11 protein-coding genes are annotated in these 13,897 nt (G+C 75.6%); 10 read left to right on the plus strand and 1 reads right to left on the minus strand.

What is annotated here, in order from left to right:
* Positions 1 to 17: 17 nt before the first annotated feature.
* Genes OG764_RS21240 through OG764_RS21275 form a run of 8 tightly spaced genes read left to right on the plus strand, consistent with a single transcriptional unit; the run spans position 18 to position 9,732 of the window.
* Positions 18 to 1,214 (plus strand): glycosyltransferase family 4 protein, encoded by a 1,197-nt coding sequence (locus OG764_RS21240; RefSeq protein ID WP_328970001.1) that lies wholly within the window; start codon positions 18 to 20, stop codon positions 1,212 to 1,214.
* Positions 1,211 to 2,731, plus strand: coding sequence for a sugar transferase (locus OG764_RS21245; protein ID WP_328970002.1), 1,521 nt, complete (start codon positions 1,211 to 1,213; stop codon positions 2,729 to 2,731). Before OG764_RS21240 ends, OG764_RS21245 begins: the two co-directional genes overlap by 4 nt.
* Before the next feature lie 2 nt (positions 2,732 to 2,733).
* On the plus strand, positions 2,734 to 4,122 hold the full coding sequence (locus OG764_RS21250; protein ID WP_328970003.1) for an O-antigen ligase family protein: 1,389 nt from the start codon (positions 2,734 to 2,736) through the stop codon (positions 4,120 to 4,122).
* Positions 4,119 to 5,921, plus strand: coding sequence for a murein biosynthesis integral membrane protein MurJ (gene murJ, locus OG764_RS21255; RefSeq protein WP_328970004.1), 1,803 nt, complete (start codon positions 4,119 to 4,121; stop codon positions 5,919 to 5,921). Before OG764_RS21250 ends, murJ begins: the two co-directional genes overlap by 4 nt.
* Entirely contained in the window at positions 5,911 to 6,684 is a 774-nt protein-coding gene (locus tag OG764_RS21260; protein ID WP_328970005.1) for a polysaccharide deacetylase family protein, read from the plus strand. Before murJ ends, OG764_RS21260 begins: the two co-directional genes overlap by 11 nt.
* Positions 6,681 to 7,829 (plus strand): glycosyltransferase, encoded by a 1,149-nt coding sequence (locus OG764_RS21265; protein ID WP_328970006.1) that lies wholly within the window; start codon positions 6,681 to 6,683, stop codon positions 7,827 to 7,829. The genes OG764_RS21260 and OG764_RS21265 overlap by 4 nt, the downstream gene beginning before the upstream one ends.
* Before the next feature lie 8 nt (positions 7,830 to 7,837).
* Positions 7,838 to 8,563, plus strand: coding sequence for a lipopolysaccharide biosynthesis protein (locus tag OG764_RS21270; RefSeq protein WP_328970007.1), 726 nt, complete (start codon positions 7,838 to 7,840; stop codon positions 8,561 to 8,563).
* Positions 8,560 to 9,732, plus strand: coding sequence for a GNAT family N-acetyltransferase (locus tag OG764_RS21275; RefSeq protein ID WP_328970008.1), 1,173 nt, complete (start codon positions 8,560 to 8,562; stop codon positions 9,730 to 9,732). The genes OG764_RS21270 and OG764_RS21275 overlap by 4 nt, the downstream gene beginning before the upstream one ends.
* Positions 9,733 to 9,758: 26 nt before the next feature.
* Here the strand turns inward: OG764_RS21275 and OG764_RS21280 are convergent, their stop codons facing one another.
* Positions 9,759 to 11,081: a glycoside hydrolase family 26 protein gene (locus tag OG764_RS21280; protein ID WP_328970009.1), complete on the minus strand. Its 1,323-nt coding sequence runs from the start codon at positions 11,079 to 11,081 to the stop codon at positions 9,759 to 9,761.
* Positions 11,082 to 11,230: 149 nt separating this feature from the next.
* On the opposite strand from OG764_RS21280, the gene OG764_RS21285 reads away from it, so the two are divergent.
* Positions 11,231 to 12,574 carry a carboxylate--amine ligase gene (locus OG764_RS21285; RefSeq protein ID WP_328970010.1) on the plus strand — a complete coding sequence of 448 codons (1,344 nt, stop codon included), beginning with the start codon at positions 11,231 to 11,233 and terminating at the stop codon, positions 12,572 to 12,574.
* A gap of 40 nt (positions 12,575 to 12,614) precedes the next feature.
* On the plus strand, positions 12,615 to 13,892 hold the full coding sequence (locus OG764_RS21290) for an NAD(P)-binding domain-containing protein (protein WP_328973101.1): 1,278 nt from the start codon (positions 12,615 to 12,617) through the stop codon (positions 13,890 to 13,892).
* The last annotated feature ends 5 nt before the right edge of the window (positions 13,893 to 13,897 follow it).

Here is a 13,897-nt window from a genome sequence, read left to right on the forward strand (position 1 = left end):
TACGGAGATCACTCCTCGTGCAGTCGGACTCACACAATCGCAAGGCCGCGTCCGCCGGAGACCGGCTGACCGTGCTCCACCTCGTGCAGCCCGTGGACGGCGGCGTGGCCCGGGTCGTCATCGACCTGGTCCGCGCCCAGACCACGGAAGGGCTGCGCGCCGTCGTGGGCTGCCCGCCCGGCGGCCCGCTGGCCGCCGCCGTCCGCGCGGCCGGCGCCGAAGTGCACGTCTGGCGGGCCGGACGCGCGCCCGGACCGGGGCTGGCGGCCGAAGTGCTCGGCGCGGCCCGGGTGGTGCGCCGGGTCCGCCCGCAGCTGCTGCACGCGCACAGCGCCAAGGCGGGCCTGGCCGGCCGGCTCGCCGTACGCGGCTCCCTGCCCACCCTCTTCCAGCCGCACGCCTGGTCCTTCGACGCGGTGGGCGGCACGACCGCGGCGCTCGCGCTGCGCTGGGAGCGGTTCGGCGCGCGCTGGGCCGACCGGGTGCTCTGCGTCAGCGAGTCCGAACGCCGGGCGGGCGAATCCGCCGGGATCGCCGCCCGCTGGGCCGTGGTCCGCAACGGCGTCGACCTCGAACACTTCAGGCCGGGCGGCGGCGAGGAGCGGGCCGTGGCCCGGGCCGCCCTGCCGCTGCTGTCCCAGTCCTCCCCGCAGGGGCCGCTCGCCGTGTGCGTCGGGCGGCTGTGCCAGCAGAAGGGCCAGGACCTGTTGCTGCGGGCCTGGCCCGAGGTCACCGCGCACGCCCCCACCGCCCGGCTGGTGCTGGTCGGCGACGGGCCCGACGGCGAGCGGCTGCGCCGGTCGGCCCCGCCCGGTGTGCTCTTCGCGGGCGCCGCCACCGACATCAGGCCGTGGCTTCGGGCCGCCGATCTCGTTGTACTGCCGTCGCGTTGGGAGGGCATGGCACTCGCCCCGCTCGAAGCCATGGCCTGCGGCCGGCCGGTCGTGGTCTCCGACGTCAGCGGCGCCCGCGAGAGCCTGCCGCCCGGCCAGGCGCCGCTGTGCCTGGTGCCGCCGGAGGACCCGACGGCGCTCGCCAAGGCGCTCGGCCGGCTGCTCGCCGAACCGCGGCTGCTCGACACGCTGGGACGTCAGGCCCAGGAGCACGCACGGACGGAATTCGACGTGCGGCGCACCACGGCCGCGGTCACCGGCCTGTACCACGAACTGCTGGGCCGGCCCCAGCCCTTGACCGAGGAGCACGACAGCCGATGACCATGGAGAGCGCCCACGCGCCGCACACCGGCAGGAAGGGCACCGGACCCGCCGCGGTCCCGGCCGGCGGCACCGCCGTCCGGCCCGCGGTGACCTCGATCCACCCGCCGCGCGGGCCGCAGGCCGACCTGGCCCGCTCCGCGGTGCGCCCTCAGCGGGTCCGCCGCCGTTCGCTCGTGGTCCCGCTGGTCACCGCAGACGCCCTGGCCGCCGTACTGACGACGGCGGCCGTGCCCGGGCTGGAATGGCCGACGGAGGCCGCCGGTCCGCTCGCGGTGGCGCTCGCCGCGCTGCACGCGCAGGCCGGGCTCTACCGGCCCCGGCTCTCCCCGTCCGCGCTGCTGGAACTGCCCGCCCTGCTCGGCCGTTCGCTGGTGCTGTGGTGCGCCGCGGCGGCCGTCGCCGCCGCGGTCGATCCCGGCCGGGCGCTCGGCTGGAGCGCGCTCGCCACCGCCGTCGCCCTCCAGGTCGTACTGGCGTGCGCGGCCCGCGGGTCCGTCCACCAGCTGCGCCGCCGCGGCGCGGTCCGCCGCCCCCGGTCGGCGCTCGTGGTCGGCCCCGGAGCAGGCGCCCGTACCGTCGCCGCGGCGCTCCACGGCCGCGCCGAGTACGGGCTGCGGCCGGTCGGGATCGCGGACGCGGGACCCGCCCCGGACGGCGAGGCCGGCGGGGCGCTGCCGGTGCTCGGCACCCACGAGGACGTGCGCCGGGCCGTCATCCAGAACTCCGTGCGCGACGCCGTGTTCACCCGGCCGCCCGAGGCCGACGAGCGGACCGCGGCCCTGGTCCGGCTCTTCCACGACCACGGCTGCCGGCTCTGGCTCGCCGACCCGGCCGGCACCGCCAAGGTCACCGGGATGCGGCTGGCCCAGCCCCACGACCACCTGTGGGGGTTCTCCGTACAGCCGCTGCTGCCGCGGTCCGCGCGGCCCCTGGAGCGGTGCGGCAAGCGGCTGATCGACGCCGCTGCCGCCGCGCTCGCCCTGCTCGCCGCCGCGCCCGTGATGGGTCTGTGCGCGCTGGCCGTCCGGCTCTCCGACGGCCCGGGCGTGATCTTCCGCCAGGAGCGGGTCGGCCTCTACGGTCGGCCCTTCACCCTGCTGAAGTTCCGCACCCTGCGCCCCGAGAACGAGCACGAGTCCGCGACCCGCTGGACCGTGGCCAACGACCACCGGATGAGCCCGGTCGGCAGCTTCCTGCGCAAGTCGTCCCTGGACGAGCTGCCGCAGCTGTGGAACGTCGTACGGGGTGACATGAGCCTGGTCGGGCCGCGCCCCGAACGCCCCTTCTTCGTCGCGAAGTTCACCAGCGTGCACCCCGGCTACGAGGCCCGTCACCGGATGCCCGTCGGCATCACCGGGCTCGCCCAGATCAACGGCCTGCGCGGCGACACCTCCATCGAGGACCGGGCCCGCTTCGACAACCACTACATCGACACCTGGTCGCTCTGGCAGGACCTGTGGATCCTGGCCCGCACCGCGGCCTCCTTCTTCCGCTTCCGGCTGGGAGGCAGCTGACCATGAGCAGCACCCTCGCGCCCGCACCCCGCGCGGCCACCCCGGCCGCCGCCGCCCCGCTCGCGCCGCCCGCCGGCGCCGGGCCGCTGCGCCGGCACTGGCCGCTGCTGCCGCTCGCCGCGACCGTCCTGCTCCTGCTGCTGCCGCTGCCCGCCGGCGACGCCACCGCCTCCGGCAAGGTCACCCCGGCGGACGCGGCCTCGCTGCTCCTGGTGGGCGTGTGCGCCCTGCAGGCGCTGCGCGGGCGGGCGCAGCGGCTGACCCCGCTCGCCGCCCTGGTGCTCGGACTGCCCGCGGTGGGACTGGCGGTGGCCACCGCCACCGCCGGGGACCCGTACGCGGCGCTGCCCGGCTTCGTGCGGTACCTCCAGGTGTTCGTGCTGGTCCCGGCGGCGGTGGTGCTGCTGGTGCGCGACCCGCGCGAGTTCCGGCTGGCCGCGGGCTGCTTCGTCGTACTCGCCGTGGTGCAGGGCGCGGTGGGGGTCATGCAGTACGCCACCCACACCGGCGCCTCCTACCAGGGCGAGAACATCCGCGCCGTCGGCACCTTCGGGCCCGGCGACGTGATGGGCATGGCGACCGTCGTGGCCTACGGCCTGGTGGCCGCGGCCGGGGTGGCGCTCGCACCGGACGGCACCGTCTCGCGCCGGCTGCGCACCGCCGCGACGGCCTGCGCGCTGGTGCTGGTGGTGCCGCTGGTGCTGTCCTTCAGCCGCGGCGCGTGGATCGCCACCGCCGGGGCCGGCCTGCTGATCATGGTGCTCGCCGGCGTCCGGCGGGCGCTGAAGGTGACGGCCGCGCTGGTCGCCGCGGGCGTGGTGCTCGTCGGCGGTCTCGGCGTCGGCTCCGCGATGATGGCCGAGCGGCTCACCAGCATCACCCAGGTGGGCAGCGCCCCCGACCAGTCGGTCATCGACCGGTACACGATGTGGGCCGCCGCCGGGTCGATGTGGCAGGAGCGGCCCGCCGCCGGGGTCGGGCTCAAGGGCTTCCCCGCCCACCGCGACGGCCACTCCGGCCTGGGCCTGTCCTCCGGCAGCGACACCGCCGGCGCGGGCCAGGCCTACATCCGCCAGCCGCTGCTCTCCCCGCACAACATGTACCTGCTGATCCTCAGCGAGCAGGGGCTGATCGGGCTCACCGCGCTGGCCGGGGGCTGGGCGGCCGTGGTCGTCGCCGGGCTCCGGCGGCTCGCCGCCCCCGACCCGGCCGGCCGCCGCATGCGGGACTGCGGACTGGTCGCCATCGGCCTCCTCGTCTGGCAGCTCACCGACTTCCTGTACGCCGACATCGGCGGCCCCTCCACGGTCCTCACCGGTGTGATCATCGGCCTCGCCGCCTGGTGGGCCATCGGCTCCCGCGACACCCTCGAAGGGGCTCCCGCGCGGTGACCGACACGACGCCCGCGATGGGCAGCCGGATTCCCGGCGCGGGGCTCACCCCCGTCCCGGGGGCGGGCCGCCCGCCGGGAGTGCCCGGACCGCCGGCCCCCGGGCCCGGTGGCCCGGTCCTGCCCTTCAAGGAGCTGGGCCGGCCCCCGGGCCCGGGCGCGCCGACGCCCGTGGGCCCCGCGCCCGGGCGGCAGCCGGAGGCACCGGCACCGCTCGGGCGGTTCCTCGCGAAGGCGGCCGCCGTCACCGCCGTGATGACCGTGGCCGGAGCCGTCCTCGGCCTGGTCCGCGACCAGACCATCGCGCACCTCTTCGGCGCCGGACACGACAGCGACGCCTTCCTGATCGCGTGGACCGTCCCCGAGATGGCGTCCACGCTGCTGATCGAAGACGCGATGGCGCTGCTCATGGTGCCCGCGTTCAGCCACGCGCTGGCCCGGCGGGCGGCCGGGCGGGTCGGGCTGACCCGCCGTGAGGCGCGCGCCCAGGACCCCGTACGGCTCCTCGTCGGCGCGACGCTGCCCAGGCTGGCCGTCGTACTCGCCTGCGTCGCCGTGGTCCTGGTGCTCGCCGCGCCGCTGGTGGTCGCCGTCCTCGCGCCCGGACTGCCCGACCCCGGGCTCGCCGTCCAGTGCACCCGGCTGACCGCCCTGACCGTCCTGACGTTCGGCATCGCCGGATACTTCAGCGCCGGGCTGCGCGCCCACCGCAGCTTCCTGCCGCCCGCCGCGATCTACGTCGCGTACAACGTCGGGATCATCGGGACGATGCTCACCCTGCACAGCGTGTGGGGGGTGCGGGCCGCGGCGGCGGGGGTGGCCGTCGGGGGCCTGCTGATGATCGTCGTCCAGCTGCCCGGCTTCCTGCGGCACGTCGGCTTCGGCAACCCGGCCGGACACCGGGCCGCCCGCCGCCACGAACGCGACCGGGACCGGCCCACCCTGCTCGCCTTCGGCGTGCTCGCGCCCGTCATCATCTTCGCCGTCTGCCGCCAGTCCCAGGTCCTCGTCGAGCGCTTCCTCGCCGCCTCCCTCGAACCCGGCGCCATCTCGCACCTCAACTACGCGCAGAAGGTCGCGCAGATGCCGATGGTGCTCTCCCTGATGATCTGCACCGTCACCTTCCCGGTGGTCGCGCAGGCGATGGCCGGCGGCGAGCGCGAGAAGGCCCGCCGCCGCGTCGAGCAGGACCTCGCGCTGGCCTCCCTCGCCGTCCTCATCGGCACCGCCATGGTCATCGGCTACGCCCCCCAGATCATCCAAGTCCTCTTCGAGCGCGGCGCGTTCACCCACGCCGACACCCTCGCCACCGCCGGCGTGATGCGGGTCTACGCCATCGGACTCCTCGGCCACTGCCTGGTCGGAGCGCTCAGCCGGCCCTTCTTCTCCACCACGAAGCCCACCTGGTTCCCGATGGGCGCCATGGCCGCGGGACTCGTGGTGAACATCGTGGCGGGGGCCTTCGCCGTGGGCTGGTGGGGCACCTACGGGATCGCCGCCGCCAACGCCGCCGGCATCAGCGTCACCGCCGCCCTGCTCCTGCACGGCCTCGGCACCCGCGTCATCGCCATCCAGGTCCGACGCGTCGCCATCAGCCTCTGCCGGCTCTCCGCCGCCGCCGCAGCGGCCTGCGGCACCGGTTGGATCGCCGGACCGATGATCCCGAACCCGCTGCTCAGCGCCGCCCTCGGCTGCCTGCTGGTGCCCGCCATGTTCGGGGCCGCCGGCATGGCCATACAGGCACTCGAAATCACCTCCCTGCCCGCCCACATCACCCAGAGGTTCCGTCATGTCCGCTGACACGGCGACCCCCAGCGCCCCGCCCGCGCACCCCGCCCGAGCCCCCCGGACCCCGTGGGTGCTCATGTACCACTCGGTCGCCGAGTTCACCGACCCCGCCGAGGATCCGTACGGCATCACCGTCACGCCCCGGACCCTGGATGCCCAGCTGGTGTGGCTGCGCTCGCGCGGGCTGCGCGGGGTCTCCGTACGCGAACTGCGGGCGGCCCGCGCCGCCGGCCGCGGCGCCGGGCTCGTCGGCCTCACCTTCGACGACGGCTACACCGACTTCCTCGGGCAGGCACTGCCGCTGTTGCGCCGCCACGAGGCCACCGCCACCCTCTTCGTGCTGCCCGGCCGGCTCGGCGAAGACAACGTCTGGGACCCGCTGGGCCCCCGCAAGCCGCTCCTCACCGCCGCCGGCATCCGCGAGGTCGCCGCCGCCGGCCACGAGATCGGCTCCCACGGCCTGCTCCACCAGGACCTCACCGCCGCCCCCGACGACGTGCTGCGCCAGGAACTGGCCGGCAGCCGCGAGCGGCTGCGCGAGCTGACCGGCACCGCCCCCGAGGGCTTCTGCTACCCGTACGGGACCATCGACCGCCGGGTCGTCGACGCCACCCGCGCCGCCGGGTACGCGTACGCCTGCGCGATCGTCCCCGGCCGGCTCGGCGGCCCGTACGCCATGCCCCGCACCCACATCAGCGAGGCCGACGGCGGCGCCCGGCTGCGCGTCAAGCAGCTGCGCCACCGGGTGAAGTACCTCCGCGGAGCCGCCGCGTGAAAGCCCTGCACGTCATCACCGGACTCGGCATCGGCGGTGCCGAACAGCAGCTGCGGCTGCTGCTGCGACACCTGCCGATGCAGTGCGACGTGGTCACCCTCACCAACCCCGGGCCGGTCGCCGACGGACTGCGCGCCGACGGGGTCGAGGTGGCGCACCTCGACATGCGGGGCAACCGGGACCTGCGCGCCCTGCCCCGGCTGGTGTCCTTCATCCGCCGCGGCCGCTACGACCTCGTCCACACCCACCTCTACCGGGCCTGCGTGTACGGGCGGCTCGCCGCACGCCTCGCCGGTGTCGGCACCACCGTGGCCACCGAGCACTCCCTCGGCGAGGCCGAGATCGAGGGCCGGCCGCTGACCGGCGGGGTCCGCGCCCTCTACCTGGCCAGCGAGCGGCTCGGCGCGGCCACCGTCGCCGTGTCCGACACGGTCGCCGCCCGGCTGCACGGCTGGGGCGTGCCCGCCGCCCGGGTGCACGTGGTCCCCAACGGCATCGAGGCCGTCCGCTTCCGCTTCGACCCGGCCGCGCGCGCCGCCACCCGCGCCCGCACCGGCCTCCCCGAGGACGCGTTCGTGGTCGGCGGGGTCGGCCGGCTGGTCCCCGGCAAACGCTTCGACGTGCTCGTACGGGCCGTCGCCGCGCTGCCCGGCACGCACCTCGTCATCGCCGGCGACGGACCCGAACGGGCCGCGCTGCGCCGGCTCGCCGCCGAACTCGGCGCCGAGAGCCGCATCCACCTCCTGGGCGCCCGCGACCCGCTCGGCGACAGCGCCGACGGCCGCACCCCCGGCATCCCGGCCCTGCTCTCGGCGATGGACGTCTTCGTGTCGCCGTCCCGCGAGGAGGCCTTCGGGCTCGCCGTGGTCGAGGCCCTCGCCGCCGGGCTGCCCGTCCTGCACGTCACCTGCCCCGCCATCGACGACCTGCCCGCCGACCAGGCCCCCGGGGCCCGGCGGATCGGCGCCGGCACCGAAGAACTCGTGGCCGCGCTCCGCGCACGGCAGGAGGCAGGCGCCCGCCGCCTGCCCCCGCCGCCCGTGGTGCGCCACTACGACATCGCGCGCAGCGCCGAACGCCTGCTCGACGTCTACGCGCACGCCCTGGCACCCGCCTCCCACCCCGCCCTCTCCACGAAGAAGTGAGCCCGCACATGGCCGAGTCCGCCACCCCCAAGAACGAGTCCCCCGCCGCCGCCCGCCGGGGCCGCAGAGGCCGTCCCCGTCTCCTCCCGCCGCCCGCCTGGCTGGTGCTGCCGACCTGCGCCGCCCTCGGGCTCGGCGCCGGAGTCGCGTACGGCGTCCTGAAGGCACCCGAGTACGCGGCCACCAGCTACGTCATCGCGGTGCCCGACGACACCACCGAACCGGCCACCGCCCTCGGCTTCTCCCAGGCCTACGCGCGCATCGCCACCAGCCAGGCCACCCTGGCCTACGCCCAGCCGCGGGCCGGGATCACCGCACAGCAGCTGCGCACCCAGGTCCGCGCCGAGACCTCGCCGGAATCCCCGATGATCGCGATCACCGGCACCGCCCGGAAGGCGTCCACGGCCGCCGACATCGCCAACGCCGTCGCCGACGCCCTGACCCTGAGCAGCAACCAGCAGTCCAAGAACACCGGCGTGCAGCTGCTCCTCTTCAACCAGGCCGTCGCCCCCGCCGCCCCCGCCTCGCCGTCCGCGCCGATCAGCGGCGCCGTCGGGCTGTGCGCGGGCGGCCTGATCGGCGGCCTCGCGCTGCTGGCCCGTCCGCGCCGCCGCCCGGAGCAGACCGACGGGGCCGTGCCCGAGCCGGCCGCCTACACCTCGCTGCCCTCCCCGGCCCAGGGCGACGCCGCCGAAGCCGCCGCCGTCGCAGCGGTCAAGGAGTCGGTGCGATGACCACGTGCTCCACGGGGACCCCCAGCGGGTCCCGGGAGCTGGCGGTGACCCTGTGCCGTGACCCGCGGCAGTTCGCCGCGCTGGAGGAGTCGTGGAACGCGCTGCTGCGGCGCTGCCCCACGGCCACGCCTTTCCAGAGCCACGCCTGGCTGCACTCGTGGTGGCTCTCGTACGGCAAGGAAGGGCGGCTGCGGATCGTGCTGGTGCGGCGGGCCGGGGTGCTGGTCGGGGCCGCCGCCCTGACGCTGGTGCACCGGCCGCTGCCGCTGCTGGTGCCGCTGGGTGGCGGGATCACGGACTACTTCGACGTCCTCGTCGACCAGGCGCACGCCGCCGCCGTGGTCCCGGCGCTCGCCCAGGGACTGCACCGCGTCGCGCGCGGCGCGGTGGTGGACCTGCGGGAGGTGCGGCCGGGGGCCGCGGTGGAAGCCCTGGCCGAGGCCTGGCCGGGGACCGTGGACACGCTGGCCGACTCCTCCTGCGCGGAGTTCCCCGTCGTGCCGTTCGACGAGCTCGTCAAACGGATGCCGTCGGCGGGCGCCCAGCGCACCCGGGCCAAGGTGCGCAAGATCGACGCGCTCGGCATCGAGGAGCACCAGGTCTCGGAACACGAGGTGCCGGACACCGTGCGGACGATACTGCGGCTGCACGAGAAGCAGTGGCGGGGCCGCGGGGTGACGCCCGAGCACCTGAAACCGCGGTTCGCGGAGCACCTGACCCGGGCCACCCGGCGGATGGTGCGCTCCGGGGACGCCCGGCTGACCGAGTTCCGGCTGGCCGGGCAGGTGGTCGCGGCGACCGTGACGCTGATGTCGCCCGGCCTCAGCGGCGGCTACCTGTACGGGGCCGACCCCGAACTGCGGGCCAAGAAGGTGGACGTGGCCACGATGCTGCTGCGCCACGAGGCCCAGCACGCCCAGGCCGAGGGCCGGGGCGTGCTGAGCCTGCTGCGCGGCAACGAGCCGTACAAGAACCACTGGCGGCCGGAGACCGTGGTGAACCGGCGGTTCCTGCTGGCCCGGACCTCGCACGCGCCGCTGCTGCGGCTGCACGAATCGCAGGTCGCCGGCCGGGAGCGGGCGGTCAGCGTGCTGCGGGAGGCGATGCCCGCGGCGCGCGACTGGCGCAACCGGATCAACGAGTGGCGTGCGGACGGTGCGAGGCTCTGATGCTGCGGTGGGCCGGGCCGGCCGGGCTAGAACGGCCAGTAATCGTCGTCTGCGTCCCAGTCGAAGGAGACGCAGACCTCCTCCTGCTCGCCGATGAGCTGGGACAGCCAGTCGCCGAAGTCGAGCGGCAGGCACCACTCCTTGTCGTTGACGGGCGGGGTGGTGGGCTCCGGCGGCTCCGGGGGCTTCGGGGTGACCGGAGGCGTCGGCGTGACCGGGGGCGTCGGGGGCAGCGGCGGCCTGACGACCGGCGGGGTGGGCACGGGCGGGACCACGACCGGCGGCGTGGGCACCGGCGGGACGACGACCGGCGGCGTGGGCACCGGCGGGACGACCGGCGGGGTGGGCACCGGCGGGGTGGGCTCCGGCCGGGGCCGCTGGAAGAGCGTGTCCCGGAACACCTTCGAGGACTGCGGGTTCTGGTCGCACTGCCAGACGCCGTGCGGGCAGTAGTCGGTGATGGTGTGGTAGAGCGGCTGGTGCCGGTCGATCCACGCGAGCATCCGCCGCATGTATTCCGGATTGTCGCCGTGCCGGAACAACCCCCACTCCGGGAACGAGATCCTTTTGCCGTGCGCCTTCGCGAAGTCGACGTGCTGCTGGAGCCCGTACGGCTGGCTCACCTGCTCGTCGAAGGTGCGCCCCGGCGCCTGGTCGTACGAGTCCATCCCGATGATGTCGACCACGTCGTCGCCGGGGTAGCACTTGGTCCAGCCGATGGCGTCCGTGCCGCGGTTCGGGGCGAAGTCGAACCGGAACTTCTGGCCGGGCACCGAGCGCATCGTGGTGACGATGCGCTTCCAGTACGCCTTCCAGTTCTCCGGGTCGGGGCCGCACCGGTGGGTGTAGGTGACGCCGTTCATCTCCCAGCCCAGCACGACCACCGTGTCCGGGACCCCGAGCTCGACCAGCCGTTCGGCGAGGCGCTTGAAGTGGCGGTCGTACTCGCCGTCCGCACCCGCCCTGATCAGCTGCGCCACCCGGTAGTCGGGCACCCCGGCCTCGTTGCGCTCCTGCATCGGCACGTTCAGGACGAACAGCCGGTCGCTCTTGGCCCTGCGCCAGCGCGCCCAGTCCGTCAGGAAGTCCGACCTGCCCTCGATGTTCGACCACCTGTCGCCGGGCAGGTACGTGTGCCCGACGCGCAGTTCGCGGCCGCCCAGCCAGCTCGACAGCTCCTTCATCCGGGAGACGCCCGGCGCGCCGTAGTGGAGATAGGCCCCCAGCGCGGTGTCCGAAGACCCGGTGGCGTCGTCGTCGGGGGCCGCGAGTGCGACTCCCGTGGCGAGCAGGCCGGCCGTCACCGTGCCGATGCAGGTGCTCGCCAGTCTGCGGCGTGGATTGGACATGGCGTCTCCTGAGCTTCCCGAATCGGTGCGCTTAGCAAAGACGTTAGGCATCAGATCCGAATAATGGCCTGTCTGGTGGCCCTGAGGTAGGCCATTCGCGACTGCGCACACCCTCCGCTTCGTCCGACTAGGTGAAAGACACCGTTTTCATGCACGTGTTCGCCACGGATGTGCCCGTACTCCTGCTCAGACTCGACCGGAACCCCTTTCACCACGGAACCCTCGGCGCCGTCAGATCCCTGGGCCGCAGCGGGGTGGAGGTCCATGCCGTGGTCGAGGACGAGGGCGGGCCGCTGGCCCGGTCGAGGTACCTGCGCGCGATCCACCGCGGGCCGGCGGGCGACCCGGCGCCCGACGCGCTCCTGCACTGCCTGACCGGGATCTCCGAGCGGATCGGGCGGCCCGCCGTCCTGATCGCCATGGACGACCTGAGCGCCATCACCGTCGCCCGCATCGCCCACCGTCTGACGGGCCGGTACCTGTGCCCCGGTCAGGCCCCCGAACTGCCGCTGCTCGTGGCCGACAAGGCCGAGCTGGCCGCGCTCTGCGCGCGCTGGGACATCGGCCACCCCGAGACGGTGGTGCCCTCCAGCGGCCGGGAGGCCGCCGACGCCGCCTGGCGGCTGGGCCTGCCGGTGGTCGCGAAGTGGAGCCGCCCCTGGCTGCTGCCCGCAGGCACCGGCCTGCGCAGCACCACCCTGATCGACACCGCCGCCGGGGCCCGCGGACTGTACGAGCGCAGCCAGGAGGCCGGCAGCCGGCTGCTGCTCCAGCGGTTCCTGCCCGGCGGCCCCGACACCGACTGGTTCTTCCACGGCTGCTTCACCGGCGGCGGGCGCCCGCTGCTGGCCGGCTCCGGCCGCAAGGAACTGGCCTGGCCGGTGCGCACCGGGCTGACCGCGGTGGGCCGCTGGCTGCCCGACCCCGCGGTGGAGCGGGCCGGGCTGCGGCTCGCCGAGCGCCTCGACTACCGGGGCATCCTCGACCTGGACTTCCGCCGGGACCCGGAGGGCCGGCTGCGGCTGCTCGACTTCAACCCGCGGCCCGGCGCGCAGTTCCGGCTGTTCACCGACGCGGCCGGGCTGGACCTCGTACGGGCCCTGTACATGGACCTGACGGGGCAGCAGGTGCCGGCGCCCGACGGGGGGCCCGGACGGGTCTTCGTCGCGGAGAACTACGCGCTGCTGGCGGCGCTGAGCGCGCCGCGGGCGGTGGCCCGGCGCGGCCGCGGCCGGGTGGAGCCGGCGTGGTTCGCGGCGGACGACCCGCTGCCGTTCCTGAGCATGTCCCGGGCCTTCCTCGGCCGCGGCCTCCACAAGGGGACGGGCCGGGTGTGGGGCGCGCTGCGGGGTTTCCCCGCGCAGAGCCGCCGTACCGCCCGGGCGGTCGTCAAGACGCCCCGGCAGCGGGGCGGGGACGGGGACCTGGCGGCTCCGGCGGCCCCCTCCGACCTCGGCCAGGAGCGCTCCGAGCGGGCCCCGGCCGCCCGGTGACCCGGGCCACCCCCACGCGAAAGGGACGCGCATGAAGGGCATGGACGACCTCGTGGTGATCGGCGCCGGCCCGTACGGGCTGTCGATCGGCGCGCACGCGGCCGCGGCCGGACTGGCCGTGCGGGTGCTGGGCCGCCCCATGGCGTCCTGGCGCGACCACATGCCCGCGGGGATGTTCCTCAAATCGGAACCCTGGTCCTCGAACCTCTCCGATCCGGGCGGGCGGCACACCCTCGCCGCGTACTGCACCGGCCTCGGGGTGCCCGCCGAACACGGGCATCCGCTGCCGATCGGCACCTTCAGCGCCTACGGGCAGTGGTTCGCGCAACACGCCGGGCCCCCGGTGGAGGAACGGACCGTCACCGCGGTCACCCCGCAGGGGAGCGGGTTCCGGATCACCACCGCAGAGGGGGACGTCCTGCTGTCCCGGACGGTGGCGCTGGCCGTCGGGGTGATGCCCTTCGTGCACCTGCCGCGGGTGCTGCGCGGGCTGCCCGAGGGGTACGTCTCGCACAGCAGCGGCCACCGCGACCTCGGCCGGTTCCGGGACCAGGACGTCACCGTGGTGGGCGCCGGGCAGGCCGCCCTGGAGACCGCGGCGCTGCTCGCGGAGCTTGGCGCCCGGCCCCGCCTGGTGGCCCGGGCCGGCCGGCTGCGCTGGAACACGGTGCCGCAGCCGCTGGAGCGGCCGCTGCCGCGCGCGCTGCGCGACCCGCACTCGGGGCTGGGCACCGGCTGGCGCAGCTGGGTGTGGTCCGAGCTGCCCTGGGCGGTACGGCGGCTGCCCGCGGCCACCCGGGAGCGGATCGCGGCGACCGCGCTGGGCCCGGCGGGCGCCTGGTGGCTGCGGGAGCGGTTCGAGGGCCGGGTGCCGGTGCTGCTCGGACACCGGCTGCACACGGCGGTCCCCGACGGCGACCGCATCCGGCTGGGGCTGACCGCCGCCGGGGGCGAGAGCGTCCGGTCGGACACCGGACACGTCATCGCGGCCACCGGCTTCGTCCCCGACCTGGGGCGGCTGCGGCTGCTGGACGCCGGGCTGCGGGACGGGCTGCGCCGGGTGGCCGGCGGCCGGTCGCCGGAGCTGACCGCCGGATTCGAGTGCTCGTACCCGGGTCTGTTCTTCGCCGGGCTGCTCACCGCTCCCTCATTCGGCCCTTCCATGCGATTCGTACACGGTGCGGGCTTCTCGGCGGGGAGACTGGTGAGAGGAGTCCGCCGCCGCCTGGGCGCGGGGGGCCGGCCGCCGGGCTCCGCCGGTGCCGGCGCGGGTCCCGCGGACCTGGGCACCGGGTACCCGAAGTCGTTCACGCGGTGAGAGGG

The sequence above is a fragment of the Streptomyces sp. NBC_00239 genome (genome assembly GCF_036194065.1).
GTDB lineage: Bacteria > Actinomycetota > Actinomycetes > Streptomycetales > Streptomycetaceae > Streptomyces.